25 protein-coding genes are annotated in these 26,876 nt (G+C 72.8%); 11 read left to right on the top strand and 14 right to left on the bottom strand.

Translation table 11 applies throughout. The features are described 5' to 3' along the window. Window positions 1-135: 135 nt before the first annotated feature. The 3 genes from def to truA all read left to right on the top strand — a co-directional run bounded on the left by def (window position 136) and on the right by truA (window position 2,445). The gene (def, locus tag AC0IW9_RS00375; protein WP_471646217.1) at window positions 136-663 is read left to right on the top strand and encodes a peptide deformylase; all 528 of its coding nucleotides are present in this window, start codon (window positions 136-138) and stop codon (window positions 661-663) included. Further along, the gene (gene fmt / locus AC0IW9_RS00370; protein ID WP_471646216.1) at window positions 663-1,568 is read left to right on the top strand and encodes a methionyl-tRNA formyltransferase; all 906 of its coding nucleotides are present in this window, start codon (window positions 663-665) and stop codon (window positions 1,566-1,568) included. The genes def and fmt overlap by 1 nt, the downstream gene beginning before the upstream one ends. Before the next feature lie 115 nt (window positions 1,569-1,683). After that, window positions 1,684-2,445 (top strand): tRNA pseudouridine(38-40) synthase TruA, encoded by a 762-nt coding sequence (truA, locus tag AC0IW9_RS00365; protein WP_471646215.1) that lies wholly within the window; start codon window positions 1,684-1,686, stop codon window positions 2,443-2,445. On the opposite strand, the gene AC0IW9_RS00360 is transcribed toward truA, so the two are convergent. Genes AC0IW9_RS00360 through dapD form a run of 4 tightly spaced genes read right to left on the bottom strand, consistent with a single transcriptional unit; the run spans window position 2,442 to window position 6,293 of the window. Beyond that, window positions 2,442-3,740 carry a leucine-rich repeat-containing protein kinase family protein gene (locus AC0IW9_RS00360; RefSeq protein ID WP_471646214.1) on the bottom strand — a complete coding sequence of 433 codons (1,299 nt, stop codon included), beginning with the start codon at window positions 3,738-3,740 and terminating at the stop codon, window positions 2,442-2,444. The two genes, truA and AC0IW9_RS00360, sit on opposite strands and share 4 nt — an antisense overlap. Beyond that, a complete protein-coding gene (locus AC0IW9_RS00355) occupies window positions 3,737-4,291 on the bottom strand; it encodes a hypothetical protein (RefSeq protein ID WP_471646213.1) in 555 nt (184 codons plus the stop codon). The genes AC0IW9_RS00360 and AC0IW9_RS00355 overlap by 4 nt, the downstream gene beginning before the upstream one ends. 29 nt (window positions 4,292-4,320) lie before the next feature. After that, window positions 4,321-5,457 carry a succinyl-diaminopimelate desuccinylase gene (gene dapE / locus AC0IW9_RS00350; RefSeq protein ID WP_471646212.1) on the bottom strand — a complete coding sequence of 379 codons (1,137 nt, stop codon included), beginning with the start codon at window positions 5,455-5,457 and terminating at the stop codon, window positions 4,321-4,323. Continuing rightward, the gene (gene dapD, locus AC0IW9_RS00345) at window positions 5,457-6,293 is read right to left on the bottom strand and encodes a 2,3,4,5-tetrahydropyridine-2,6-dicarboxylate N-succinyltransferase (protein WP_471646211.1); all 837 of its coding nucleotides are present in this window, start codon (window positions 6,291-6,293) and stop codon (window positions 5,457-5,459) included. The genes dapE and dapD overlap by 1 nt, the downstream gene beginning before the upstream one ends. A gap of 157 nt (window positions 6,294-6,450) precedes the next feature. Here dapD and AC0IW9_RS00340 point away from each other — a divergent pair, with 157 nt between their 5' ends. Then, a complete protein-coding gene (locus AC0IW9_RS00340; protein WP_471646210.1) occupies window positions 6,451-7,929 on the top strand; it encodes a sensor domain-containing diguanylate cyclase in 1,479 nt (492 codons plus the stop codon). After that, complete coding sequence (locus AC0IW9_RS00335) at window positions 7,929-9,179, top strand: DUF2336 domain-containing protein (protein ID WP_471646209.1); 1,251 nt, start codon at window positions 7,929-7,931, stop codon at window positions 9,177-9,179. The genes AC0IW9_RS00340 and AC0IW9_RS00335 overlap by 1 nt, the downstream gene beginning before the upstream one ends. Window positions 9,180-9,225: 46 nt before the next feature. Here AC0IW9_RS00335 and AC0IW9_RS00330 read toward each other — a convergent pair whose 3' ends face one another. Next, on the bottom strand, window positions 9,226-9,954 hold the full coding sequence (locus tag AC0IW9_RS00330) for a transporter substrate-binding domain-containing protein (protein WP_471646208.1): 729 nt from the start codon (window positions 9,952-9,954) through the stop codon (window positions 9,226-9,228). Between the two features lie 149 nt (window positions 9,955-10,103). Here AC0IW9_RS00330 and AC0IW9_RS00325 point away from each other — a divergent pair, with 149 nt between their 5' ends. Continuing rightward, a complete protein-coding gene (locus tag AC0IW9_RS00325; protein WP_471646207.1) occupies window positions 10,104-11,255 on the top strand; it encodes a phytanoyl-CoA dioxygenase family protein in 1,152 nt (383 codons plus the stop codon). Window positions 11,256-11,310: 55 nt separating this feature from the next. On the opposite strand, the gene AC0IW9_RS00320 is transcribed toward AC0IW9_RS00325, so the two are convergent. Continuing rightward, window positions 11,311-11,748, bottom strand: coding sequence for an anthrone oxygenase family protein (locus AC0IW9_RS00320; RefSeq protein WP_471646206.1), 438 nt, complete (start codon window positions 11,746-11,748; stop codon window positions 11,311-11,313). 279 nt (window positions 11,749-12,027) lie between these two features. Between AC0IW9_RS00320 and ligD the strand changes: the two genes are divergently transcribed. From ligD to AC0IW9_RS00305, 3 genes are read left to right on the top strand one after another with little or no spacing between them, the layout of a single operon-like run. Continuing rightward, a complete protein-coding gene (gene ligD, locus AC0IW9_RS00315) occupies window positions 12,028-14,628 on the top strand; it encodes a DNA ligase D (RefSeq protein ID WP_471646205.1) in 2,601 nt (866 codons plus the stop codon). Continuing rightward, window positions 14,628-15,506 (top strand): non-homologous end joining protein Ku, encoded by an 879-nt coding sequence (gene ku / locus AC0IW9_RS00310; RefSeq protein ID WP_471646204.1) that lies wholly within the window; start codon window positions 14,628-14,630, stop codon window positions 15,504-15,506. The genes ligD and ku overlap by 1 nt, the downstream gene beginning before the upstream one ends. Window positions 15,507-15,517: 11 nt before the next feature. Then, a complete protein-coding gene (locus tag AC0IW9_RS00305) occupies window positions 15,518-16,834 on the top strand; it encodes a PQQ-dependent sugar dehydrogenase (protein WP_471646203.1) in 1,317 nt (438 codons plus the stop codon). 37 nt (window positions 16,835-16,871) lie between these two features. Here AC0IW9_RS00305 and AC0IW9_RS00300 read toward each other — a convergent pair whose 3' ends face one another. Further along, window positions 16,872-17,105: a hypothetical protein gene (locus tag AC0IW9_RS00300; protein ID WP_471646202.1), complete on the bottom strand. Its 234-nt coding sequence runs from the start codon at window positions 17,103-17,105 to the stop codon at window positions 16,872-16,874. Window positions 17,106-17,293: 188 nt separating this feature from the next. Here AC0IW9_RS00300 and AC0IW9_RS00295 point away from each other — a divergent pair, with 188 nt between their 5' ends. Both AC0IW9_RS00295 and AC0IW9_RS00290 read left to right on the top strand, forming a co-directional pair. Further along, the gene (locus tag AC0IW9_RS00295; RefSeq protein WP_471646201.1) at window positions 17,294-18,277 is read left to right on the top strand and encodes a Bug family tripartite tricarboxylate transporter substrate binding protein; all 984 of its coding nucleotides are present in this window, start codon (window positions 17,294-17,296) and stop codon (window positions 18,275-18,277) included. 5 nt (window positions 18,278-18,282) lie between these two features. Next, on the top strand, window positions 18,283-19,200 hold the full coding sequence (locus tag AC0IW9_RS00290) for an amidohydrolase family protein (RefSeq protein WP_471646200.1): 918 nt from the start codon (window positions 18,283-18,285) through the stop codon (window positions 19,198-19,200). A gap of 111 nt (window positions 19,201-19,311) precedes the next feature. Here the strand turns inward: AC0IW9_RS00290 and AC0IW9_RS00285 are convergent, their stop codons facing one another. The 7 genes from AC0IW9_RS00285 to AC0IW9_RS00255 form a co-directional block, all read right to left on the bottom strand. After that, window positions 19,312-19,746 carry a response regulator gene (locus AC0IW9_RS00285; RefSeq protein WP_471646199.1) on the bottom strand — a complete coding sequence of 145 codons (435 nt, stop codon included), beginning with the start codon at window positions 19,744-19,746 and terminating at the stop codon, window positions 19,312-19,314. 195 nt (window positions 19,747-19,941) lie between these two features. Next, window positions 19,942-21,273 carry a dihydroorotase gene (locus AC0IW9_RS00280; RefSeq protein ID WP_471646198.1) on the bottom strand — a complete coding sequence of 444 codons (1,332 nt, stop codon included), beginning with the start codon at window positions 21,271-21,273 and terminating at the stop codon, window positions 19,942-19,944. Window positions 21,274-21,357: 84 nt separating this feature from the next. Then, window positions 21,358-23,118, bottom strand: a complete 1,761-nt coding sequence (asnB, locus tag AC0IW9_RS00275) for an asparagine synthase (glutamine-hydrolyzing) (RefSeq protein ID WP_471646197.1) — start codon at window positions 23,116-23,118, stop codon at window positions 21,358-21,360. Further along, a complete protein-coding gene (locus tag AC0IW9_RS00270) occupies window positions 23,118-24,128 on the bottom strand; it encodes a glycosyltransferase (protein WP_471646463.1) in 1,011 nt (336 codons plus the stop codon). The genes asnB and AC0IW9_RS00270 overlap by 1 nt, the downstream gene beginning before the upstream one ends. Window positions 24,129-24,148: 20 nt before the next feature. Next, entirely contained in the window at window positions 24,149-25,165 is a 1,017-nt protein-coding gene (locus tag AC0IW9_RS00265; RefSeq protein WP_471646196.1) for a glycosyltransferase, read from the bottom strand. Then, a complete protein-coding gene (locus tag AC0IW9_RS00260) occupies window positions 25,162-25,923 on the bottom strand; it encodes a glycosyltransferase family 2 protein (protein WP_471646195.1) in 762 nt (253 codons plus the stop codon). Before AC0IW9_RS00260 ends, AC0IW9_RS00265 begins: the two co-directional genes overlap by 4 nt. Then, complete coding sequence (locus AC0IW9_RS00255; protein WP_471646194.1) at window positions 25,920-26,840, bottom strand: glycosyltransferase family 9 protein; 921 nt, start codon at window positions 26,838-26,840, stop codon at window positions 25,920-25,922. The genes AC0IW9_RS00260 and AC0IW9_RS00255 overlap by 4 nt, the downstream gene beginning before the upstream one ends. Window positions 26,841-26,876: the final 36 nt, after the last annotated feature.

Here is a 26,876-nt window from a genome sequence, read left to right as displayed (position 1 = left end):
GGGCGGGACACGCGGAGCCTCCTCAGATGGAGCGAAGCGGGTGGCCGGACCCGAAGCATCCGACCGATCAGGAATGTTGTCGGCGGTGGCTCCGGTTGCAAGGGGTGGGCGCCGGGGCTACATCGCGCAACCGCCATGACAGACCCTGAAACGCTGCCGATCCTTCTGGTTCCCGACCCCAAGCTGCGCGCCAAGGCACGTGCGGTCTCGCCGGCCGATGCCGATGCCCTGCGCGACCTCGCGCCGCGGATGCTGGATGCCATGTACAAGGCGCCGGGCATCGGCCTGGCGGCGCCCCAGGTGGGGGTGCTGCTGCGCTTCGTGGTGATCGACCTGCAGAAGGACGACAAGCCGGACCCGCTGGTGCTGGTGAACCCGGAGATCATGGCCGCGAGCAGGGAATTGGCGACGCGGGAGGAAGGCTGCCTGTCCCTCCCCGGTCAATTCGCCGAGGTCACCCGGCCGGCGCGGGTGAAGCTGCGCTACCTCGACCTCGGCGGGGCGAAGCGGGAGATTGAGGCGGAGGGGCTGCTGGCGACCTGCCTGCAGCACGAGGTCGATCACCTCGATGGCGTGCTGTTTGTCGATCATATCAGCGCCTTGAAGCGGAACATGCTGCTGCGGAAGCTGGCGAAGGACCTCAAGGCCCGGGTGCGCGACTGATGCGGATTGCCTTCATGGGCAGCCCGGATTTCGCGGTGCCGGCGCTGCAGGCGCTGCAGGCGGCCGGGCACGAGATCGCCGCGGTCTATTGCCAGCCGCCGCGCCCGGCCGGGCGCGGCCAGAAGGAGGCCCCCTGCCCCGTCCACAAGGCGGCGCTGGCGCTGGGGCTGGAAGTCCGCACCCCGGCCCGGGTGCGGCGCGACGCGGCGGAGCATGCGGGTTTCGCGGCGCTCGGGCTGGATGCGGCGGTGGTCGCGGCCTATGGGCTGATCCTGCCGCGGCCGATGCTGGAGGCGCCGAAGCGCGGCTGCCTCAATATCCATGCCTCGCTGCTGCCGCGCTGGCGCGGGGCGGCGCCGATCCATGCAGCGATCCTGGCCGGCGATGCCGAGAGCGGCGTGACCATCATGCAGATGGACGAGGGGCTGGATACCGGCCCGATGCTGCTGCGCGGCACCGTGCCGATCGGCCCGCGGATGACGACGCCCGAGCTGCACGACGCGCTGGCGCCGCTGGGCGCGCGGCTGGTGCTGGAGGCGCTGGAGCGCGACCCGCCGGCGGTGCCGCAGCCCGAGGCGGGCATGACCTATGCCCCGAAGCTGACCAAGGACGACGCCCGGCTGGACTGGGCGCTGCCGGCCACGGTGCTGGACCGCCGGGTGCGGGCGCTGAACCCCTGGCCGGGAACCGCCTTCCGCCATGGCGGCGAGGCGATCCGGGTGCTGGCGGCCGAACCGGCCGCGGGGTCCGGGGCGCCGGGGACGGTGCTGGATGCGGCCGGGCTGGTCGCCTGCGGCGAGGGCGCGCTGCGGCTGCTGCGGCTGCAGCGGCCGGGGCGTGGGCCGATGCCGGTCGCGGATTTCCTGCGGGGGTTCCCGCTGCCGGCGGGCACCATCCTGGGATGAAAGAAGCCGGCCGATTCACGCCTGCGGGCCCTGCGGCCCTCCGGCGATCGGGGATGCAGGAAGCCGGCCGATTCACGCCTGCGGGCCCTGCGGCCCTCCGGCGATCGGACGGCTGATGCCCCTCTATGCCCTGACCCTAGAATACGACGGCGGCCCCTTCGTCGGCTGGCAGCGGCAGGAGAACGGGCTCTCGGTCCAGCAGGTGCTGGAGGAGGCGGCGGCGAAGCTGAATGGCGGGGTGGTGCCGGCCTCGGTCGCCGCCGGGCGGACCGATGCGGGGGTGCATGCGGAGGGCCAGGTGGCGCAGCTCGGGATCGACCGCGACCTGCCGCCGGAGCGGCTGCGGGAGGCGCTGAACTTCCACACCCGGCCGCATCCGGTCTCGGTCGTGGCGGCGGCGCTGGCGCCGGCGGCCTGGAATGCCCGCTTCTCGGCGATCCACCGGGGCTATCGCTACCGCATCCTCAACCGCCGGGCCCGGCCGGCGCTGGACCTCGGCCGGGTCTGGCATGTGCAGGGGCGGCTGGATGCGGCGGCGATGCATGCGGCAGCGCAGGGGCTGCTGGGGCGGCATGACTTCTCGGCCTTCCGCGCCGCGGCCTGCCAGGCGAAGAGCGCGGTGCGGACCCTGGACCGGCTGGAGGTCAGCCGGCAGGGCGACGAGGTGGTGATCGTGGCGGAGGCGCGGAGCTTCCTGCACCACCAGATCCGCAACCTGGCCGGGACCCTGCTGGAGGTGGGCCAGGGCAAGCGCGGGGTGGACTGGCCCCGGCGGGTGCTCGACGGCGCGGACCGGACGCGGGCGGGGCAGACGGCGCCGGCGGAAGGGCTTTGCTTCAGCTTCGTCCGGTACGAGCAGGAGCCGGACTGGGTCTAGCCGGGCAGCATCGCCAGGGCCTCGGCAAGCCGCGGCCGGGCGGCGACCACGGGCTGGGTGCAGGCCGCCTCCACCGCCCGGGCGGTGGCCGGCGCGGCCTCGCAGCGGTCCAGCAGCTCGCCCAGCAGCAGGCCCCAGGCCCGGACTTCCAGCCGTTGCAGGGTCTCGCCCAGCTTGCCGGGCGGCAGGAAGGCGGCGGCGCCGAGGTCACTCAGCACCGCCTCCCCCGCGGTGCCATCCCAGAGCACGTTATGGGCATAAAGGTCGCCATGCAGCAGGCCCTGGCCATGCAGATGCAGCGTCGCGGCGCCGATGCCGCGGGCGATCCGCAGCGCGACGGCGGGCGCCAGCCGCAGCGCCGGGTCGTAGATATCGCGGCTGCAGCTCTCGAGGCTGGGCGGGCCGGCGAGGACGCGCCAGGCGGCGGGCAGCAGCGGCATCACCAGCCCCTGCAGCGCCGCCGGATGGCCCGCCAGCCGGCCGAGCGCGCCGATCAGGTTGGGATGCGCGCCGGCGGCCAGGCAGGCGGCCATCTCGCGCTCCGGCAACCCGTCGCTGGTCATGGCGCCCTTGAAGAGCTTCAGCGCCACCGGACGCCCGGCCCAGGACGCGGCATGGACATGGCCCGAGGCCCCCTCCCCCAGCAGCGCGCCGGGGGTCAGGGCGGACCAGGGAATCGCCGGGGCGGCAGGGGCCGCGCCGGGTCCCTCGCAGGGATTGCCGGCCATGGCGAGCCAAGCCAGCGCGGGCAATTCGCCGACCCAGGGCGGCAGCGCCTCGAAGCGATTGGCGGCGATGCGGAGGAGCTCGAGGGCCCCGGCCGCGGCCAGCCCCTCCGGCAGGCGCTCCAGCCGGTTGCCGGAGAGCATGAGCTTCTGCAGCGCGGGCCGCTCGCCGAGCGCGGGCGGCAGGCGGACCAGGGCATTGTCGGTCAGGGTCAGCCAGCGCAGCGCCGGCGGCAGGGCTTCGGCCGGGACCTCCGCCAGGGCGCTGCCGCGGCAGCCGATCTGGCTGAGCGCCGGGCAATCGCCCAGTACCGGCGGCAGCCGGCCGAAGGGATTGCCGGAGCCGAAGAAGACCCGCAGCTTGCGGCAGCGGGCGAGGCCGGGCGGCAGCGCCACCAGCGCATTGCCGCCGAGGTCGAGCAATTCGAGGGTTTCGGCGAGGCCGAGGATCTCGGCCGGGAATTCGGTCAGGCCGAGGCCGCCGAGGCGCAACGCCCGGATGCCGGCGAGGTCGCCGCGGCGCAGCGCCGCCAGGGTATCCGCGGCCTCCCGGTTCGGCGCGACGGTCACCCGCCCGACAGCCGCGCCACCAGCCCGCCGACGAAGATGCCGAGCATCAGGTCCAGCAGCACGAAGGCTGCCGCCCGGCCGCCGCTGACGCGCAGCGCCGCCTTGGCCACGAACCATTCGAGCCAGAGCGCATAGCCCAGCGCCGCCAGCCCCAGCCCATGCGCCAGCAGCGGCGGCAGGCCGAGCGAGGCGGGCACGGTCAGCGCCAGCAGCACCAGGTACTGCACCACATTGGCCCAGTTCCAGGCGGCGATGAACTGCGGCCATTCGGCGCGGCGTCCGGTCGCCTCGGCCAGCGGCAGGGTGGCGAGGGCGAAGCCGGACCAGGTGCAGACATAGCCGATCAGCTCCGCCAGCAGGCTGCGGCCGACATCGGGCACGCCGGCCTCGGCCCAGCCGAGCAGGCGCAGCGCCAGGAAGCCGGGCAGGCAGAGGGCGGCGGCCCAGAAGCTGCGGGCGACGCCGGCCGGGCTGGATTCAATCAGCATCAGCCCCTCGGGCCGGCCGCGGGCGAGCATGGAGGCGCCGCGCAGACCCGCCTCGATCACCATCTTCAGGGGTGGAGGGGTGATAGGCGCACTCAGCGCAGGCTCTCCTCGAGGACCATGCGATAGAGGCCGGCGAGGTCGCGGAGTTCCGCGACGGGGACACATTCATCGACCTTGTGCATGGTCGAGCCGACGCCGCCGAGTTCCGCCACCGGGCAGACGCGGGCGATGAAGCGGGCATCGGAGGTGCCGCCGCCGGTATCGAGCGTGGCGGGGCGGCCGGTGGCGCGTTCCACCGCGCGCTGCAGGCCATCCACGAAGGGACCGGGCTGGGTGAGGAAGCTCTCGCCCGAGCAGTCGACCCGCATCTCGTAGCGGGCCTCCTCGGCGCGGAGGGCGGCGTGGAGATGCTCGGTCAGGCCGGCGCTGGTATGGAGGTCGTTGAAGCGGATGTTCAGCATCGCCCGCGCCTCGGCGGGGATGACGTTGTTCGAGGGATTGCCGGTGTCGAAGCCGGTGACCTGCAGCGTGGTCGCCTCGAAGAACTCGCTGCCCCCGTCGATCGGCGTGGCGGTGAGGCGATGGAGGACGCGGACCAGCCGGTGGATCGGGTTGTCCGCCCGCTGCGGATAGGCGCTGTGCCCCTGGGTGCCGAACAGGGTGATATAGGCGGTCATGCTGCCGCGGCGGCCGACCTTGATGATGTCGCCGAGGGCGACGCGGGAGGTGGGTTCCCCCACCAGCGCCATGTCGGGGATGTGGCCGGTCTCGGCCATCCAGTCGAGCACGCGGGTGGTGCCGTCCTTGGCCGGGCCTTCCTCGTCGCCGGTGATCAGCAGGCTGATGCTGCCGGCATGGTGCGGATTGGCGGCGAGGAAATCGGTCAGCCCGGCGACGAAGGCGGCGATGCCGCCCTTCATGTCGCAGGCGCCGCGGCCGTACAGCGTGCCGTCGCGGACCACGCCGGCGAAGGGGCTATCGGTCCAGCCCTGCTCCCCCGGCGGGACCACGTCGGTATGGCCGGCGTAGCAGAAATGCGGGCTCTCGGTGCCGCGCCGGGCAAAGAGGTTCTCGGTCTCGTTGAAGCGCATCCGGTGGCAGGCGAAGCCGAGCGGGACCAGCGCCGCCTCCAGCACCGCGAGCGCCCCGGCATCGGCCGGGGTGACGCTCGGGCAGCGGATCAGCGCCTGGGCCAGCGGCACCGGGTCGGTGGGGGTATTTCCCGCCATCAGTCGCGCAGCAGCTCGTTGATCGAGGTCTTGGAGCGGGTCTGGGCATCCACCGTCTTGACGATGACGGCGCAGTAGAGGCTCGGCCCCGGCGTGCCGTCCGGCAGCGGCTTGCCCGGCAGGGTGCCGGGGACCACCACGGAATAGGCCGGGACGCGGCCGACATGGACCTCGCCCGTCGCGCGGTTGATGATCTTGGTGCTGGCGCCGAGGAAGACGCCCATCGACAGCACGGCGCCGCGCTCGACCACCACGCCCTCGGCCACTTCCGACCGGGCGCCGATGAAGCAGTCGTCCTCGATGATGACCGGGTTGGCCTGGAGGGGCTCCAGCACGCCGCCGATGCCGACGCCGCCCGAGATATGCACGTTCTTGCCGATCTGGGCGCAGGAGCCGACGGTCGCCCAGGTATCGACCATGGTGTTGCGGTCGACATAGGCGCCGACGTTGACGAAGCTCGGCATCAGCACGACGCCGGGGGCGATGTAGGCGGACTTGCGGACCACGGCGCCGGGGACGGCGCGGAAGCCGGCATCCTTGAAGCGGTTCGGGCCCCAGTCGGCGAATTTCAGCGGCACCTTGTCGTAGGCGCCGGCGGCGGTGTCCATCGGCGCCGAATCGACCAGCCGGAAGGACAGCAGCACCGCCTGCTTGGCCCACTGCTTGACCTGCCAGGTGCCGGCGGCATCGGCCTCGGCGACGCGGAGCTGGCCGGAATCCAGCGCCTCGAGCGCCGCCATGACCACGGCGCGGTCCTCCCCGCCGGTGGCGGAGGAGACGGTGTCCCGCCGCTCCCAGAGGGCTTCGATCGGGGCCTGGAGGGCGGCATACGACATGGGGCGGGGTCCTCGGCGGCGCTTGGGGATGGCGGCGGACCATGCCGATGCGGGCGCGCCGCTGTCAACGCGCCGTCTGCGGCGCGCTGGCTCCGATGCGGCCATGATGGGGGCGGGATTAACCGGGCCTTCAGGGGGCTGGTGGACACTCCGTGGCATGGACCCCTTCCCAAGCCCCGATGCATCCCCGCGCTCCGGCCCTCCTCCGGCGGGGGCGCCGCCGCCCCTGGTGGCGCCGGGTCTGGTCGCGCCGGGCCTGGCGGTGCCGGTGCTGCGCGGCGCGCTGCTGGAATCGCGGCAGCGCTGGCGGGACTTCACCGCCCTGGCGACCGACCTGGCCTTCGAGACGGATGCGGCCGGGCGGCTGACCTTCCTGACCCCGGACCCGGCGCTGGGCTGGCCGCAGGGGGCGCTGCTGGGCCAGCCGGTGAACGGGCTGCTGGTGCATCCCGAACCCGACCCCTTCCGGCCCCGCAGCGGCAACCTGCTGGGCGGCGGGCGCGGGGTACAGGCCTGGCTGCGCCAGGCGGATGGCGTGCCGGCCTGCTACAGCCTGGCGGTCGTGCCGCTGGTGGATGCCGAGGGCCGCCCGGCCGGGCTGCGCGGCATCGGCCGGGACGTGACCGCCGAGGTGCGGGAGGCCGATGCCCAGGCGGCGGCGCTGCGCCGGGCCCAGGCGCTGGAGACGCTGGTGCGGCGGGTGCGGCGGCAGGTGCTGGCGCCGCAGATGCTGGCGGCGGCGCTCGAATCCCTGCCGCCCGCGCTGGGCTGCGCCGGGGCGGCGGTGCTGGAGATGACCCCCTCCGGCCTGCCGCAGGTGACGCACCGGCATGGCGACGACCCCGGGCCGCTGCTGGAGGCGGTGAGCACCCTGCTGAACGACGACGTGCCGAGCTATGCCGAGGGGCCGGGGCGGGAGATGCTGGCGCTGCTGCCGCATCCGCAGCGCCGGGTGCCGCGGTATGCGCTGCTGGCCTGGCGGGCGCCGGGCGGCCGGCCCTTCGATGCCGACGACCGGCACCTGCTGACCTCGGCGGCGGACCTGCTCTTCGTCGCGCTCGGCAACCAGGCGCTGCAGCAGGAGCTGGAATTGCGGGCGCGGACGGATGGGCTGACCGGGCTGCTGAACCGCCGCGCCTTCCTCGAGGACCTGCACCGGCGGCTGGAGCGGATGGACATGGACCCGCCCCGCGCGGTGGGCGCGGTGCTCTTCGTGGACCTCGACAATTTCAAGCCGCTGAACGACCGGATGGGGCATGAGGCGGGCGACCAGGCGCTGATCGCGGTCGGCCGGCTGCTGCGCGACATCGTCCGGCCGACCGATCTCGTCGCCCGCTTCGGCGGCGATGAATTCGCGATCTGGCTGCAGGAGGCGGATGCCGAGGCGGCGGCGCTGCGGGCCGCGGCGATGTGCCGGACCGCGGTGGTGGTGCTGCCCGGGCTGATCCCCGGCTGTACCCTGCCGCTGACCTTCAGCATCGGCGGCGCGGTGCGGTCCGTCGATGGGCCGGATACGCCGGATGCGCTGCTGGCCCGGGCGGATGGCGCGATGTATGCGGCCAAGCGCGCCGGCCGCAACGGCTGGCGGCTGGCGCCGGAACCCCGGCATGCGGCACCGCCGGCGGCGGCGGGCTGATGCGCGGCCAGGCGACCTCGGGCCAGCCCGCGCCCCCATCCCCCGGCGGCGCCGGGTCCGACTACGAGACGGCGAAGCGGCTGGCGCGGGATGGCGCGGAAGCCGAGCGGGTGGCGCTGGCCGGCCGGGCGGAGACGACGCCGGAGCTGCTTTATTTCCTCGCCGCCGATGGCGCGCCGGCGGTGCGGGCCGCCGTCGCCGCCAATGCCGCGACGCCGCTGCAGGCCGATACGCTGCTGGCGGGGGATGCCGAGGCCGCGGTGCGGGCCGCGGTCGGCCGCAAGCTGGCGCTGCAGGCGGCGCGACTGCAGGCCCGGGCCGAGGCCGCCGCGCGGGCGCGGGCGGCGGCGCAGGACCGGCTGGGGCTGGCCGGCTGGCGCACGCTCTGCGGCCTGGCCGAGGATACGGCGGTGCAGGTCCGCGCGGTGATCGCCGAGGAGCTGAAATCCATGCCGGATGCGCCGCGGGCGCTGATCCTACGGCTGGCCGGCGATGCGGCGATGGCGGTGGCGGAGCCGGTCATCCGGCTTTCCCCCTTGCTGACCGAGGCGGATCTGCTGGCGCTGGTGGCGGCGCCGCCGGTGCCGGCGACCATCACCGCCATCGCCCGGCGGCCCTGCCTCAGCGAGGATCTCTGCGATGCGATCGCCGCCAGCGCGGATGAGGCGGCGATCGGCGCGCTGCTGGGCAATGGCTCCGCCAGCATCCGGGAACAGACGCTGGATGGGCTGATCGTGCAGGCGGCGACGCGGGTGCCCTGGCAGGAGAGCCTGGTGCAGCGGCCGCGCCTGTCGCCGCACTCGCTGCGGGCGCTGGCGCTCTGCGTCGCCGGGCATCTGCTGGAGAGCCTGGCGGCGCGGCCGGAGCTGGACCCGGCGGTGACCCAGGCGCTGCAGGCGCGGGTGGAGGCGCGGCTGGTCGCCGATGCCGAGGCCGAGCCCAGTGCCGAAAGCCAGTTCGAGGAGGCGGCGCTGCGTGGCGATACCCAGGCCATGGCGCTGGTGCTGGCCACCCATGCGGCGGTGCCGCTGAGCGCGGTGGAGCGGGCGGCACGGCTGCGCAGCGCCAAGGGCATGGTCGCGCTCTGCTGGCAGGCCGGGCTCGGGGCGCGCTGCTGCCTGCTGGCGCAGAGCACGCTAGGGCAGCTGGTGCCCGGCGCGGTGATGCTGCCGGGGCCGGATGGCGACTGGCCGCTGACCACGGCGGAGATGCTCTGGCAGATCGAGCTGCTGGCCGAGCCGGCAGTCTAGCCAGGCGGGACAACAACCCTGGCGAGACCTGCGGTGAAGCCGCGCCTCAGGCCGCGGCGGGGGCGACCGAAAGGCCGCGGACCTGGTGCTTCTCGATCAGCCGGGCGACGAGGCCGGAGGCCTTCGCCTGCTCCACGAAATCGGCCAGGAAGGCGGCGGCGGCGGTATTGGCGCGGGCGGTGCCGATCGCCTGCTGCACGGCGGTGAACTGGCCATCCAGGATGCGGGCGCCGGGCAGCGTCGTCACATCGGTCAGCAGCCGGGGGCGGAGGCCGGCCAGCACCTCGAACTTCTCCTTCACGAAAAGCTCCAGCGCGGCGTCGAGGCTCGGCGTGCGGACCAGCGTCGCCTTGCGGATGTTGCGCTCGAGCCAGAGGTCGTAGGCGGCCCGGGCGGTGACGGCGATGCGGTTGCCGGGCTGGTCCACCTGCTCGAGCGAGGTGATGGGGGAGCCGGCGGGGACCAGGTAGGTCGCCTCGATCTCGGCATAGGCGGCGGTGAAGGCGATCTTCTCGGCCCGCTGCGGCTCGGCGCCGATCAGGCCGATGTCCCAGGTATTCGTGCCGACCGCATCGGCCAGCTCGCCCGGCTTGGGGAAGGGCACGTAGTGGACGGGCACGCCGAGTTTCTCGGCGATGGCGCGGGCCATGCCGGGGGAGACGCCATCGGGCTCGCCATCCGGGCCGCGGCCGGTGACCAGCAGGAAGTTGCTCATGTTGATGCCGGCGCGGAGCACCCCGGTCGGGGCGAGCTGGGCGAGGATGTCTGCGTTCATGCCTTGGGGGCTCCGGTGCTTCCTGGACGTGGCGCCGAGCTTAGGCCCCGGCGGGCCGGGCTGTCACCCGAGGGGGCCAAGGGGGGTGGATGCTTGCATGGGCGGCCGGGGCGGTCCTACCGTCGCGGCAAAATACCGGAGGATGCGGCATGAACCAGCTTGCCCCGATCGACTATGGCCCGGAAGCCGCGGCCATGCAGGCCTATCTGCGGGACGGCGAGGCCCGCGCGGCGGCGCTCGGCAACCGCGGGCCGATCCGCTTCGGCAGCGACGGCCGCATCCACCCCGAGATCCTCGAGGCCTATTGGCGCTGCGGCTTCTATGTCTTCGAGGGCGTGCTGGGCGCCGGGGAAGTGGCCGATCTCGATGCCGACCTGAAGGACATCCTCGACCGCTTGCCGGCCGAGCGCGGCGCCGCGCTGGATGCCAAGGGCCGGCCGGCGCTGACGGCGGGGAATACCGCCAATACGCTGTTCTGGTCCCGGCCGCTGGGCGATCCCTTCGGCGGCACCGACCTCGCCAATGGCCGCCACCCGGTGAAGATGTTCGAGCCGACGCCGGATGCGGCGGCACCGAAGGAGGTGGTCTACCTCATCCTCGGCTCGCTGCAATTCTCCGACGCGGCACTGCGGCTCTATGCCCACCCTGCCCTGCTGGCGATGGCGGCGGCGGTGAACGGCGACGACTTCGTCCCCTTCAACGAGGCGATCTTCATCAAGGAGCCGGGGCGCGGCGCCTCGGTCGCCTGGCATCAGGATGGGGTGACGCATTGGGACAGCCCGGACTGGGACCAGGGCTCGCATGGCTTCAACTTCATGGCGCAGCTCTATGGCTGCACCGCGGCCAACGGGGTTTGGGTGGTGCCCGGGTCGCACAAGGGCGGCAAGGCGGACATCAAGGCGATGGTGGCGGCGGCGGGGACGGAGCGGCTGCCGGATGCGGTGCCGATCATCTGCGCGCCGGGCGATGTCGCCATCACCAACCGGCAGGCGGTGCATGGCTCCTTCGCCAATACCAGCAAGGATTGGCGGGTGACCTGGAACTTCGGCTTCCACCGGCGGCGCTCGGTGCTCGGCGTGCAGGGCGGCGGGGTGCACAACGCACCGGCCATCTACGACGCCGAGCGCATCCGGCAGCGGGCGCGGCTGATCGGCCTCGGCATCGCGGCACGGCGGCAGCGCTTCCCGGAGGAGGCGCCCTTCGCCTATGCGCCGCAGGCGGGCAGCGGCGAGCGCTTCACCTGGGATGCGGCAGCGAAGGCGAGCCTCAGGGACTACAACTTGCTCGACCTGAGCATCTAGTGGCCGACTCCGACGCTTGATACCCACCCAGGTCAGGCCCGATTAAACGCTAGACCTAGCGGGTGACCAAGAAGCCCCAGGCGAACAGGAGCGACGCGGCAGAGCCGAGCAAACCCCTGACGGCATGCAGACCGCCCCAACGACGCAGCAGGTCACGGCTTTCCGCCCCCGCATGCTGCGGCTGCATCGCCATCAACCGCTTGTTCGTCGGCATGATGACCAGCATCGTGAACGGCCAGTTGGCGAGCAGAAGCAGACTTCCTGCGAACCACTGCCAGTCGCGCAGGAAGAACCAGCTCAGAAGCCCTGCTGCCCCGCCCAGCACGGCGAGGCCGGCCTGGATGGGCAGGGCGCGGTTGTAGCTGGGCTGCCACTGCGCGAGCAGGGGCCCGTCTTCCAAGCCCATCCTGGCAGGATGCTCGACGAGGGTGATGTAGAGCGCGGCCCCGGCAAAGAGGGTCGCAGCGACAAGCGCAACAAGGCCAGGGACCACCTGAACTCTCCTCTGGTGCGCTGCGGGACCACGCCGGATGCGCCTTCCCCGATACGGATCGGGTCGTGCCGCCGAGGCTGAGAAGGACCCGTCCGAGGACGGGCGCAGGAACTACCGACCTGCAACTCCATGTCCCGCTGAGCCACGATGCCGGATGCCCATGGAAATGGCAACGCGCCGCAGGACCGCACGCCGTCGAGCGCGGCCAATGTGCGACGGCTACTCGATGGCAGGGCTCATTCGCCAGGAACCTCCTCGGTCGGGCAACGTTGGCCCGGCATGCCGCAGCAGGGTCGCGACACCTCCATCGTCACCTACCGGGCGAAGCGCAATTTCGACGCGACCCCAGAACCTGCGCCTGGCCGCAAGGCGCGGGGCAAGACCCTGCGCTTCGTCGTGCAGAAGCATGACGCCCGCCGGCTGCACTGGGATTTCCGGCTGGAACTGGACGGCGTGCTGCTGAGCTGGGCGGTGCCGAAGGGCCCCTCGCTGGACCCGGCGGACAAGCGCCTGGCGGTGCGGGTGGAGGACCATCCGCTCGACTACGCCGATTTCCACGGCAGCATCCCCGAGGGCAATTACGGCGCCGGCACCGTCGAGATCTGGGATGCCGGAAGCTGGTCCCCGCTGGGCGATGCCGCCGCCGACCTCGCCGCGGGGGAGATGAAATTCCGGGTCGAGGGCGCCCGGCTCTCGGGCGGCTTCGTGCTGGTGCGGATGAAGCCGCGTGGCCGGGAGCGGGCCGAGAATTGGCTGCTCATCAAAGAACACGACGAGGCCGAGCAGCCCGGCGGCGATGCCGCGGCGCTGGAGGCGAAGCCGCCGCCCAAGGCACGGAAGGTGCCGCAGAAGGCCAAGCCGGCACCGGTGCTGAAGGCCGAGGCCGCCGCCGCGCCGGTCGCCCGGCCCCTCACGCAACCGGGGACGGTGGTGGCGCCGAAGCCCGAGGCGGCGCCCCGCGCGAAGCCCGCCGATGCCCCCGCCGCCGGCGCCATCCAGGGCAGCCTGCCGGAGAGCCAGAAGCCGATGCTGGCGACGCTGGTCGAGGAACCGCCGGAGGGCGACGGCTGGCTCTCGGAGGTGAAGTTCGACGGCTATCGGCTGCTGGTCAGGAAGCATGGCCGCGACGTGCGGCTCATCACCCGCAACGGCCTCGACTGGTCGGCCAAGCTGCCGGACATCGCCCGCGCCGTGGCCCGGCTGAAGCCGGACAAGCTGCTGCTGGATGGGGAGCTGGTGGCGCTGCGGCCGGATGGGCTCTCCTCCTTCGCCGCCCTGCAGGCGGCGCTCAGCCTCGACGGCGACCGGAGCGGCCTGTTCCTTTACCTGTTCGATGCGCTGCACTGGGACGGCTGGGACCTGCGGCCCTGCCGGCTGGCCGACCGCAAGGCGGTGCTGAAGCCGCTCGATACCTGGAAGGGCGCGCTGCGCTTCAGCGACCACCTGGAGGGCGAGACGCCGCGGGTGCGGCGGCAGGCCTGCACGATGGGGCTCGAGGGGATCATCTGCAAACGCGCGGATTCGCCCTATCGCGGCGCCCGGACGCGCGACTGGATCAAGCTGAAATGCCAGGGCCGGGACGAGTTCATCGTCCTCGGCTGGACCCCGCCGGCCGGCGCCCGCCAGGGACTGGGCGCGCTGCATCTCGGCTTCCACGACGAGAGCGGGCGGCTGCACTACATCGGCGGCGTCGGCACCGGCTTTTCCGAGAAGGAGCTGGCCAGCCTCCGCCGCCGCCTCGGCCGCCTCGCCAGCACGGCGCCGGAGGGGATGCTGCTGGCCGGCGAGCCGCCCGACCCGGCGATCAACTGGGTGCAGCCGGAGCTGGTGGGCGAGGTGCAGTACATTGGCTGGACCGGCTTCGGCCGGCTGCGCCACGCCACCTGGCTCGGCCTGCGGGTGGACAAGGGGCCGGAGGAGGTGGTGCGGGAAGTCCCCCATCCGGAGGAGCCGCGCATCCCCTTCCAGCCGAAGACCGCCGGCGCCGGGCGGATCGTGCATGCGCCGAAGCCGGTGCGGGGCGCCCAGCGGGTCGGCGGCACCGAGATCACCCATGCGGACCGCGAGCTGTGGCCCGGCGTGACCAAGCAGGATCTGGCGGAATATTGGACCAAGGTGGCGGCGCGGGCGCTGCCGGGCATCGCCGGGCGGCCGCTGGCACTGCTGCGCTGCCCCGATGGGATCGAGGGGCAAAGCTTCTTCCAGAAGCACGGCAACCGCGGGATGCCCCCTGCCCTGCAGGAAGGCAGCGCGGAGGACCAGCCGTATCTCGCCATCCGGGATGAGTCCGGGCTGCTGGCCTGCGCGCAGATGGCCGCGATCGAGCTGCATGGCTGGGGCGCGACGCTGGACGACCCCGGGCATCCGGACCGCATCGTGCTCGACCTCGACCCTGGCGAGGGCGTCGCCTACCCCGAGGTCGTCAAGGCGGCGCTGGGGCTGCGCGAGCGGCTGAAGAGCCTCGGCCTCGAGAGCTTCTGCCGCACGACCGGCGGCAAGGGGCTGCATGTGGTGGCGCCGCTCAAGCCCGAGGCCCACTGGGATGCGGTGCGCGACTTCGCCCATGGCATCGCCCGGGCGATGGAGGCCGCCGAGCCGGACCGCTTCGTCTCCTCCGTGCCCAAGGCCAAGCGGCGCGGCCGCATCCTGGTGGATTGGCTGCGCAACGGCGCCGGCTCCACCGCGATCTGTTCCTATTCGCCCCGCGCCCGGCCGGGGGCGACGGTCGCCACGCCGCTCGCCTGGCGGGAGGTGACGGCAAAGCTGGACCCGGCCGGTTTCACCATCACCACCGTGCCGCAGCGCCTGGCCAGGCAGAAGCAGGACCCCTGGGCCGGCTTCGACGCCGCCGCCAAACCCTTGCCCAAGGAACAGCCGTGATGGCCGAACACCACCAACGCCCGATCTGGCGCGGGCATCTCCGCCTCGCCCTGGTCTCCTGCCCGATCGCGCTGACCAGCGTGCGCCAGGCCTCGGCCGAGCTGCATTTCCACTTCATCAATCCGAAGTCCGGCAACCGCGTGCGCATGGTGACGCTCGATGCCGGGACCGAGAAGGAGGTGGAGCGCTCGGATCTGGTGAAGGGCTACGAGTTCAAGAAGGACACCTACGTCCTGCTCGACGACGCCGATTTCGAGCGGGCCAAGATCGATACCTCCTCCGTGCTGAACATCGACAAATTCGTCCCCGCTGAGGCTATCGACCCGGTCTACTACGACACCAGCTACTTCATGCTGCCGGATGGCGAGGCGGGCGAGGATGTCTATGCCGTGCTGCGCGAGGCAATCGGCCGGACCGGCAAGGTGGCGCTGTCGCGGCTGGTGATCGCGCGGCGGGAACGCTCCGTCGCGGTGATGCCGTTGGGCAAGGGACTGGTCGTGCATACGCTGGTCGACCCGAAGGAGCTGCACGACCCGGAGGAGGCCTTCGCCGGGCTGGCCGGGCCGAAGCCGGATGCGGCCATGGTGAAGCTGGCGACGCAGCTGGTGGAACGGCAGGCGGCGCGCTTCGACCTCTCCGACATGACCGACCGCTACGAGGCGCGGCTGCGCGAGGTGATCGAGGCCAAGCTGCGCGGCGAGGAGGAGCCCGAACCGGCGGAGGAGCCGAAGCGGGACAATGTCATCGACCTGATGGCGGCGCTGAAGCAGAGCCTGGGCGATGCGCCGAAGGCCAAGGCCGCCTCGAAGAAGGCGGCGCCGAAGAAGGCGGCCGCCGCCGCCAAGCCGCGCGCCGCGCCCAAGCGCCGCAGCGCCTGAAAGTGAAGCCCATGATGCGTTCCCTCCTCCCCGCGGCGCTGCTGCTGGCCTTGGCCGGTTGCGAGGAAGCCAACCACACGGTCGCCGCCGGCACCGGCCCCAACCCGCAGCTGCCGCCGCCGAAGTCGAGCTGGATCCCCACCGTCAACATCGCCCCGGCCGTCGGCTGGCCGGAGGGCGGCAAACCGACCGCGGCGGCCGGGATGCAGGTGGCGGCCTTCGCCAGCGCCCTCGACCATCCGCGCTGGCTGCATGTGCTGCCCAATGGCGACGTGCTGGTGGCCGAGAGCAACAAGCCGCCGAAGGCGGAGAGCGAGGGCATCCGCGGCTGGGTCATGGGGCTGGTGATGAAGCGCGCCGGCGCCGGGGTGCCCAGCGCCAACCGCATCACCCTGCTGCGCGACGCCGACGGCGACGGCGTGGCCGAGACGCGCTCGGTCTTCCTCGAAGGGCTGAACTCGCCCTTCGGCATGGCGCTGGTGGGTGACACGCTCTTCGTTGCCAATACCGATGCGGTGGTCCGCTTCCCCTACCAGACCGGCCAGACCCGGATCACCGTGCCGGGGGAGCGGCTGGCGCCATTGCCGGGCGGGCCGATCAACCACCACTGGACCAAGGGCCTCCTCGCCAGCGCCGATGGGGCGCGGCTCTATGTCAGCGTCGGCTCCAACAGCAACGTGGCGGAGAACGGGATCGCGGCGGAGGAGAACCGGGCCGGCATCCTCGAGATCAATGCGCGGTCGGGCGAGAGCCGGGTCTTCGCCTCCGGCCTGCGCAACCCGGTCGGCATGGCCTGGGAGCCGCGGACCGGCGCGCTCTGGACCGCGGTGAACGAGCGGGACGAGATCGGCAGCGACCTGGTGCCGGACTACATGACCTCGGTGCGCGACGGCGGCTTCTACGGCTGGCCCTATAGCTACTACGGCCAGGTGGTGGACAACCGGGTGCTGCCGCAGCGGGCCGACCTGGTGGCGCGGGCGATCAAGCCGGATTACGCGCTGGGGCCGCATACCGCCTCGCTCGGGCTCAGCTTCGCCGAGGGCAGCCGCCTGCCGCCGGCCTTCCGCGAGGGGGCCTTCGTCGGCCAGCACGGCTCCTGGAACCGGCGGCCGCCGAGCGGCTACAAGGTGATCTTCGTGCCCTTCGCCGAGGGCCGGCCGAGTGGCGCCCCGGTCGATGTGCTGACCGGCTTCCTCAGCGAGGGCGGCGATGCGCTGGGACGGCCGGTGGGCGTCGCCCTGGATAGCCGGGGCGCGCTGCTGGTGGCGGATGACGTGGGCAACGTGGTCTGGCGGGTCTCAGCGGCCGGGGCCGCGGCGGCGCGGTAGGGTGGCGGGCCGGGATGCCGGCCCGCCCATCGCCGTCTCAGGCGACTTCGGGCTCCTGCCCGGCCGGGACGAAGCCCTGCTGGCTCTTCAGCATGATCATGGTGCCGAAAACCATGGCGACGATCGCTGTCAGGTCGCCCAGGTGGTCGCCGCCGCCGACGAGATAGCGGGCTACCGCCAGCACCACGGTGGCGATGCCGGTGATGAGGATCCAGAGCGTCAGGTTGTTGGCGACATGGGCGGTGGAGGCCCGATAGGCGCGCATCGGCATGGAGGTACCTTCCTTGTTTGCGGCAGCCGAAGCAACGCGGGGACTGGGCAATCGTCGGCGGACTATTCCGCCCGGGCACGAAGATGCGGCCAGGGCGGCACCAGGGCGGCAATTGCCGGGCGGTAGCGGCCGGCGCACACTCGGTGCAACGAGGGCCACGCAGCGACGCGGCCGCATGGAGGACAGCGATGCCGATCACCCGCCGCACCTTGGCCGCCTCCCTCGCCACCTCCCTCAGCGGCCTGCTGCCCGCCGCGCCGGCGCTGGCGCAATCCTGGCCGGTGCGGCCGGTCTCCCTCGTCGTGCCCTGGGCGGCCGGCGGCGGCGCCGATACGGTGACCCGCATCTTCGCCCAGGGGCTGGAGCGGGAGCTGGGCCAGCCGGTGAACGTGGTCAACCGCACCGGCGGCAATGGCATCACCGGGCACTCCGCCATCGCGAATGCCGCGCCGGATGGCTATACGATCGGCACCGGCACCTCCGAATTCGTGAATTTCAAGGCGCTCGGCCTTTCCGACTTCGGGCCGGAGAACCTGGATCTGCTGTCGCGGCTGGCGACCATCCCGGCCGGGGTGACGGTGCAGGCGCAGGGCCCCTGGAAGGATTTCCAGGCCTTCGCCCAGGCGCTGAAGGAAGGCCGGCGCGGCCAAGTGACCGGCTCGGGCGTCGGCCCCGGCGGGTCCTGGCACCTGGCGGCAGCGGGGATGACCCGGGCGCTGGGGCTGGAGGCGGACCGCATCCGCTGGATCCCGAGCGTCGGCGGGGCGCCCGCCCTGCAGGACCTGGTGGCGGGGGGGCTCGGCGTCTTCACCGGCTCGCCGGTGGAGGCGCAGTCGCTGGCCGCGGCCGGGCGGGTGCGGGTGCTGGCGGTGATGGCGGAGGCGCGGATGACGACCTATCCCGAGGTGCCGACCCTCAGGGAATGCGGGCTCGACTGGGTCTATGCGAACTGGTTCGCCCTGGTGGCGCCGCGCGGCATCCCGGCGCCGGTCAGGGCGGCGCTGCTGGCCGCGGCCGAACGCGCCCATGCCCGGGCCGATGTGCAGGAGCCGATGCGGGCGCGCGGCATCGTGCCGGTCTGGGATGGGCCGGAGGGCTTCGCCCGCTTCGCCGCCGGCTTCGGCGAGACCTCCGCCGTGCTGCTGCGCGAGCTGGGCCTGGCGAAGGCCTGACCCCGATGCTCGACCTGCCCATCATCGACGCGCATCACCACTACTGGGACCTGCGGCACAACCCGCATCCCTGGCTGCGCGACCTGCCGATGATCCCCTTCCGCTACGGCGACTACTCGGCGCTGCGCGGGCGGGACTTCCTGCCGGCGGACTACGACGCCGTGGCCGATGGGCTGCCGGTGGTGGCCACGGTGACGATGGAGGGCGAATGGGATCCGGCCGATCCCTTGGGGGAAAGCCGCTGGATGACGGCGATGGCCGCGCGCACCGGCCGCCCCGCGGCGCATGTGGCCCAGGCCTGGCTGGACCGGGCGGATGCGCCGGCGGTGCTGGAGGCGCTGGGCCGGATGCCGCTGGTGCGCGGCATCCGCCACAAGCCGCGCGTCGCCGCAGCGCCGGGGCTGGTCGAGGCCGGGGCGCCAGGCGGCATGGGCGATCCGCGCTGGCGGGCGGGCTATGCGCTGCTGGCGCAGCACGGCCTGCACTTCGAGCTGCAGGCGCCCTGGTGGCACCTGGATGAGGCGCTGGCGCTGGTCGAGGCCTATCCCGCGACGCCGCTGGTGCTGAACCATACCGGCCTGCCCGCCGACCGCAGCGCCGAGGGGCTGGCCGGCTGGGGGGCGGCGATGCGGCGGCTGGCGCGGGCGCCGCAGGTGAGCGTGAAGATCTCCGGACTCGGCCTCGCCGGGCGGCCCTGGGCGATCCGCGACAATATCGGGATCATCCGGGAGACCATCGGGATCTTCGGGGTGGGTCGCTGCATGTTCGCCTCCAACTTCCCGGTCGATGAGCTCTGCGGCAGCTTCCGCACGATCTTCGAGGGTTTCGGCGCGGCGGTGGCGGATCTGCCGAGGCGGGAGCAGGCGGCGTTGTTCGCAGGCAATGCCGCACGGATCTATCGAATCCAGGACCGGTCGTCGTGACCGGAGAGGCGGCTGCTACCGCAGCAATAATCGCCTCAAGGTAGAATATCTAAAAATTCAACTCTCGCCATGCGATGGGATGCCACAGATCCGGGTGGCGTCGGTCGCGGTTTAGTGGAGGGGCGCGGCCAGCAGTTCCGGAGGGCTGCCCATGGATGCGACGCAGCGTCCGCCATGTTGCTGCCGCGCCAGGCGGTCCAGCCGGAAGACGACATCGGCCAGCTTGCAGACGTCGTAGGGTTTCTCGAAGAGGGTTTCCCAATCGGCGAGCGGCCGTCCCTGCAGTTGCGCCGGGCTGCCGGTCTCATAGACGACGAAGAGTTCCCGCCGGTGCTGCTTGGCCTTGGCGGCCAGTTCCAGGCCATTGTCGCCCATGCCGAGCCCGACATCGGTCACCATGACGCTGAAAGAATGGTCCGGGTCATGGAGAAGTTTCAGCGCTTCCTGGGCATTGCCTGCCTGGCAGACGTGCAAACCGGCATCCTCGAGGAACATCGTTATGACTTCGAGAAGGGAGGGCTCGTCTTCAACCAGGAGGATAGACATCTCGCGGAAGCCTTTTCTCAGTACCCAGAACCAGCCTTCATGGACCTAGTGACTATGGCTGCTTTGCAAACCCCATGCGAGTGGTCATCGCAAAATTACCCGTTAAAGTTGCATTGGATTCCGGAACGATATCGCGGCCGACAGGCGGTTCCCCACCGGATGGGGGGAAACCGCCCCCTGGGGAACCGCGTAAACTCAGGCCCCGCGGGCCTCCGCGAAACGGACGGGCGTGCCGCGGGGGCTGCCGATCACTTCGTCGTCACGCATCGCCACCTCGCCGCGGATGATGGTGCCGACCGGCCAGCCCTTGCATGCGGTGCCGGCGAAGGGGGTCCAGCCGCAGGGGGAGACAATCCAGTTTTCCTCGATGGTGCGGGTCTTGCCCATGTCCACCAGGGTGAAGTCGGCGTCGTAGCCGGCGGCGAGGCGCCCCTTGCCGGTGACGCCATAGACCCGCGCCGGGCCGGCGCACATCAGGTCCACGAGGCGCGAGAGGCTGAGCCGGCCGGCGCTGACATGGTCCAGCATCAGCGGCACGATGGTCTGCACCCCGGTCAGCCCCGCCGCGCCATCCGGCCAGGGGCGTTCCTTGGCGGCCCGGCTATGCGGCGCATGGTCGGAGCCGACGACATCGATGGTGCCATCGGCGACCGCGGCCCAGGCGGCTGCCATGTGCCGGGCGTCGCGGATCGGCGGGTTCATCACCGCATAGCCGCCGAGCCGGTCATAGGCCTCGTCCGTCTGGGTCAGGTGGTTGAGCAGCACCTCCACCGTGGCGACGTCGCGGTAGTCCCGCAGGAAGGCCAGCTCCTCGGCGGTGGAGACGTGCAGGATATGCGCCGGGCGGCCGGTCTTGCGGGCCAGCGCCATCAGGCGCCGGGTCCCCAGCACCGCGCATTCCACATCGCGCCAGACCATGTGGTTGCGGTGCGGCATCCCGCTGTGGAACAGCGGCTTGCGTTCCTGCAGCCGGTACTCGTCCTCCGAGTGATAGGCGATGCGGCGCCGGCCGCTGCGCATGACGGCTTCGAGGCTGGCATCGTCGGCCACCAGCAGGTCGCCGGTGCTGCTGCCGGCGAAGACCTTCACCGCGCAGACATTGGGCTGCAGCTCGAGGCTGGCGAGTTCGGCGATGTTCTTCATGCTGGCGCCGACATAGATCCCGACGTCGCACCAGGCATGGCCGGCCAGGTAGTCCCGCTTCCAGTCCAGCCGCTCCCGGTCGGTGATGGCCGGGGCGGTATTCGGCATGTCGAAGACGGCGCAGAGCCCGCCGAGGATGGCGCCCCGGGTGCCGTCGGCCAGGGTCTCCACCTTGGGGTCGCCCGGGTCGCGCAGGTGGACATGGGCATCGATCAGCCCGGGCAGCACATGCAACCCGCGGCACTCGATGGTGGAGGCGGCTTCCGCCGTGCGGAGGTCGCCCATGGCGGCGATGCGGCCGGCGCGGACGCCGATATCGGTGACTTCCTCGCCCCAGGGAAGCACGCAGGTGCCGCCACGCAGCACCAGATCGAAGCTTGCCATCCGCCCTTACTCCCCTACCGACCAGCGGGGATTAGGTCAGCGGGGCGCCAGTCGCAAGCAGTGCCAGCCGCAAGCGGGGCCGGCTCAGCGGGCGGCCAGCGTCTCGAAGACATCGCCGGTGCCGCGGTGGCCCTCGATGTGGCGGCGGTGCCACAGCGCGTAGAACAGCAGGTGCCAGGCGGCGAAGCCGCGGTGCTTCTCCCCGCCGGCATGGCGGAACAACGCGGCGACGCGGTCGGGCCGGGCGATCTCGGCGATGCCGGGCTGGGCCGCGACCAGCGGGCCGAGCCTGTCCCCCACCCCCTCGATCCAGGCGCCGACCGGGACGGTGAAGCCCTGTTTCGGCTTGAAGGGCTCGGCGGCGGGGAAATGGCGGGCGAGCCACTGCCGCAGCAGCCACTTGCCGCTGCTGCGCTGGACCTTCAGCGCATCCGGCAGGCGGAAGGCGGCGGCGGCAACGCCGGCATCGAGCAGCGGGGTACGGCCCTCCACGCCATGCGCCATCAGGCAGCGGTCGAGCTTGATCAGCAGGTCGTTCGGCAGCCAGTCGGCGCAGTCCAGCGCCTGGGCGGCTTGCAGGCGGGTACGGCCGGGCGAGGCGGCGGCGGCCTCGGCGGCGCCGGTGCCGTCGCGCCAGCCGGTCGGGGGTTCGCGCAGCACGTCCAGCCGGTCGAAGCTGCCGCGGGAGCGGGGGGCCTTGCCGCCCAGCCACCAGGGGCGCATGGCGGCCCGGTAGCGGCCGTAGCCGCCGAAGATTTCGTCGCCGCCCTCGCCGGAGAGGACGACCTTCACCTCCTCCCGCGCCCGGCGGGCGAGGAACCAGGTGGGGATGATGGCGTAGTCGGCGGCCGGGTCGTCCATGCCGCCGACGATCTCGGGCAGGTGGCGCCAGACATCGGCCTCGGTGACCGGGACGGTCACGTGCTTCGCCCCGGCGGCGGCGGCGAGATGCGCGGCCAGCGCGCGTTCGTCGGCGGCGCCGGGCACGTCGAAGCCGGCGGTGAAGGCGAGCACCGGCTTGTCGTTGAGCCGGGCCATCAGCGCCAGGATGGCGCTGCTGTCGATGCCGCCCGAGAGGAACATCCCGTAGGGCACGTCGCTGCGCTGGTGCAGCAGCACGCTTTCCTCGAGCGCTGCGTCCAGCCGGGCGAGCGCCGCCTCGGCCTCGATCTCCTCCGGCCCGCCCTCGGGCAGGGCGGCGCGGCGGTGGCGCTCGGTGACGGCGCCATTGGCGATGACCACGGTCTCGCCGGGCAGGATGCGGCGGATGCCCTGGAAGATGGTCTCGGCGCCGGTGGTGAACTGGATCTGCAGCAGCTCGGTGCGGGCCTCGGGGCGCACCACCGGCTCGACCAGCCCGGCGGCGATCAGCGCCTGCGGCTCGGAGGCGAAGGCGAGGCCGCCGGCGATCTCGGCGAGATACAGCGGCTTGATGCCGAAGGGGTCGCGGGAGAGCACCAGCTGCTTGCTGCCGCGGTCGTGCAGGGCGATGGCATACATCCCCCGCAGCGTATCGGCGAAGGCGAGGCCGTCGCGGCGGAACAGGTGCAGCGGCGGCTCGCAGTCGCTGCCGGTCGCGCAATGGAGCTGGTTGCGCTCGCGCAGCTCCCGGTAGTTGTAGACCTCCCCGTTGGCGACCAGGGCGGCGGCGCCGGCGAAGAGCGGCTGGTCGCCGGTGACCAGGTCGATGATCGAGAGCCTGGTATGCGACAGCGCGACATTGCCGGCCAGGTGATGGCCATGCCCATCCGGGCCGCGATGGGCCAGCGCCCGGGTCAGCGCATCGAGGATGCTGGCGGAGGGGGTTTGCCCGGAACGGAGGGCAAGGCCGGCGAGGCCGCACATCAGCGGATACTCACACCGGCGAGGAATTCATGCCAGCGGGCAAGGACCGGCGCCGCCGCGTGATGCGCATCGTATTCGGCACGTCCGGCGGCGGCGAGGCGCCCGGCCCGGGCCGGGTCGGCCAGCAGCGCGGCGATTCCGGCCGCCAGGGCGGCGGGGTCCTCCTGCGGGACCAGCAGGCCGGTCTCGCCGGGGCGGATCAGCTCGGTCGGTCCCTGGGCGGCGACGGCGACGACGGGGCGGGCGGCGGACCAGGCTTCCAGGATGATGTTCCCCAAGGGCTCGTGGCGGGAGGAGCAGACGAAGACGTCGCAGGCGGCGAGCAGCGCGCCGGTATCCTGGCGCCAGCCGAGGAAGGCGACCCGGTCGGCCAGGCCGAGGCTGGCGGCGAGGGCCTCCAGCGCCGGGCGCTCCGGCCCCTCCCCGCCGATCGACAGATGGGCGCCGGGCAGCTTCGCCAGGGCCTGGAGCAGGGTGTCGAAGCCCTTGTTCCGGTGCAGCCGGCCGAGGGCCAGCAGGTGGGGACCGGTGCCGGGCAGGGCCGCGGGGGCGGCCGCGGCGAAATCGGCGGCGAAGTTGGGGACATAATGGGTGCGCGCGGCGGGCCAGCCCTGGGCGACGATCCAGCGGCGGAGGTCCTGGGTATTGCCGACGATATGGTCGCAGTGGCGGTAGTATTTCAGGTCGTAGTAGCCGCCCATGCGGCCGATCAGCGGCCAAGGCGTACCGCCGCGCTTCACCCTTCCGGCGAAGCGGCTGGCCCGGTTGGCCCAGGAGACGACGGCCTGGGGCCGGAATTCCGCCAGGGCGCGGCGCAGCCGGGGCGTCGTCGTCAGGTCGAACAGGCCGCCGAAAGGCAGCTCGACCGGCGCCAGCCCGCCGGCGCGGAGCCGGGCGGCACGGCCGGGATCGGTGCGGATGACGGCGAGGACCTGCTCGCCGGCGGCGTGCTGGGCCGTGGTCAGGCGTTCGAAGAAGGCCTCGGCGCCGCCCATCGGGGCGCCGGCCATGACGTGGGCGATTCGGAGGGTCACGCGAGCGCCTCGAAGCGGGCGGCGACCGCGTCCCAGTCCGGGCCGGGGCCGCGGGCCAGGGCGGCGTGGTGCATCGCCGTCCAGGCGGCATCGTCGGCGAGCAGGCGGAGCGCGACGGCGGCGAAATCCTCCGGCGTGGCGGCGACCTGGCCGGTGACGCCATCGGCGATGCGCTCGGGCACGGCGCCGAGCGGCGTCACCACGCAGGGCAGCCCGGCGGCCTGGGCCTCGGCCAGGGCGAGGCAGAAGGTCTCGCCGGGATCGCCGCGGTAGAGCATCACCCTGGAGTCCGCGAGGCGGGCGGCCAGCGCCGGGCGCGGCAGCGGGTCGAAGATCCGCACCCCGGCGCCGTGGAGGGCGGCGGCGCGGGCGAGGACCGGGGCGGCGCGGGCGGCGAGGCGGGCATCGCCGCCATAGGTGGCCGCGCCGGTGAAGAGGTGCAACTCCGCCGCCGGCAGCGCCGGGTGGATGCGCGCCGCCCAGAGCTCCAGCAGCCAGTCCAGCCCGCGCAGGGGATTGGAGGTGAAGATGGCGATGGCGGCGGGCGGCGGGCGCGGCGCGAAGGGCGCATCGAAGGGCGCGGCGACGGCGAGCGGGATGCTGGTGGGGGTGAAGGGCAGCCAGCGCGGCAGGGTCGCGGCATGGCTGGGACCGAGGGTGACCAGCCGCGGCCAGGCGGCCAGCAGCGGCAGGGCATGGCGCGGCTTGCGCAGGTAGCCCAGTGGGTTGTGCAGCCAGAGGAGGCGGCGGCCGCGCGGCAGCCGGCGGAACAGCCGCGGCAGCCGGTTGGCGATGACGAGGTCGGCGGGCGCGCCGCCCGGTGCCAGCGGCGCCCAGTCCAGCCCGTCGCGGGTTTCGGCGGGGGCGGTGCCGGCGCGGAGTTCCAGCGCATGGCCGCGCCGGGCGAAGGCCTGGGCCAGCAGGGCGAAGGCGGTCTCGGCCCCGCCGAGCGGCCGGGTGGCGAGCGATGCCGCGCCGATCCGCGGGCCCTCGGTCGCCATGATGATCTTCACCGGTGCCGCTCCGGCTCCAGCCGGGCCTTGAGGTGGGAGAGCAGCGGGAAGAGCCCGGCGCAGAGGGCGATCAGCAGGCCCCAGCCACCCTCCTTGTAGCCTTTCCGGGCGACGTAGCACTTGAGGATGCGCGAGAGGCAGCGGCGGATGTTGTCCGGCAGCGAGCCGATGTCACCCGCGGCCAGCAGGTCGCCGGCCTTGGCCGAGGAATAGCGGTCCAGCCGGCGCAGCATGTCGGAGATGTCGCGGTCCACCTCGTGCCGGATGCCGAACGCGGTGATCCGCTCCCCCTCGGTACCCGTCCAGTCGAGGCCGGGATGCACTCGCTGGGCGCGCCACTGCTTGGCGCCGCGGCGGAACAGGATGGGCTTCAGGGTGGTGCCGAAGCTGCCGCCCCAGCCGTGCAGCAGCAGCCGGTCGCCGACGTAATTGTCGATCCGCACCCGGTGGAAGGCATGGGCGGAACGGGCGGTGACGGCACGGATCGCGGCCCAGAGTTCGGGCGGGACCTGCTCGTCGGCATCGACCTCGAGCACCCAGTCGGTGGTGCAGGCGGCGATCCCGGCGTTGCGGCGCTCGCCCTCCAGCGCCCAGTCGCCTTCGAACACCCGGGCGCCATGCGCGGCGGCGATGGCGGCGCTGGCATCGGTGCTGCGGTCGAGCACGACCAGGATGGCATCGGCCGGCGCCAGGCTGGCGAGGCAGGCGGGCAGCCGCGCCGCCTCGTTCCGGGCGACGACCAGGGCGGTGATGCTCACGCGAGCAGGCCTTGCGCCGCGGCGAGGGCCTGATCGAGCGTCAGGCTGGCCATGCTGTCGATGGCCGGCGAGTCCGGGGCGATGGCGGTCGCGGTGCGGCGGCCGGAGGGGGCGTATTCGCCGACGCGGGAGGGGCCGAAGAGGCCCAGCGTCGGCGTCCCCGCCGCGGCCGAGAGATGCATCAGCCCGCTGTCGTTGCCGATGAAGAGGGCGCAGCGGGCCAGGACGGCGGCGGCCTCGGGCAGGGCGACGCTGCCCATCAGGCTCACCGCACGGTCGCCGAGCGCGGCCAGCACCGGAGCGGCCATGGCGGCCTCCTGCGGGCCGGGGCCGCCGAGGATGACGGCGCGGGCGCCCTCCAGCGGCTGGCCGGGGGCGGTCAGCGCCTCGAACAGGGCGACGAAGCGCTCGGCCGGCCAGACCTTGCGGTCCCAGTTGGCGGTGGGGCCGAGGCCGATCCAGCGCCCCTCCCCCCCGTTTTCATCCACCGGCAGCAGCGTCGCGGCGCGGGCGCGGTCGGCGGCGTTGAACCAGGCGACCGGCAGCGGCGGCGGGTTCAGGCCGAAGAGCGCGCCGAGATGGCCGAGCCGCGGCCCCGGCTGGCGGCCGCCGCGCATCACCACCCGGCGCTTGGCCCGCACCAGCCAGGCGAAGGCGGAGCCGCGCAAATCGACCACCAGGTCCCAGCGCTCCAGCCCGACCTCCCGCCACAGTTCCAGCCAATGCAGCCGCAGCCGGCGCTTGGTCAGCAGGATGGTCCAGGCGCGGTTGGGCATGCGGGCGAAGACGCCCTCCGCCACCGGCCCGCAGGCGACGACGATCTTGGCCTGGGGCCAGGTCCGGATGAGATGGTCCAGCAGGCCGGTCGAGAGCACGGCATCGCCGATCCGGGTCGCGGAGATGAAGAGGATACGCACGCGGAGGGCCTTAGCACGGCTCTCCCTTGTCGCGCA

The organism is Belnapia sp. AC561, assembly GCF_979252845.1.
This window is presented reverse-complemented; position numbering and strand designations above follow the sequence as displayed.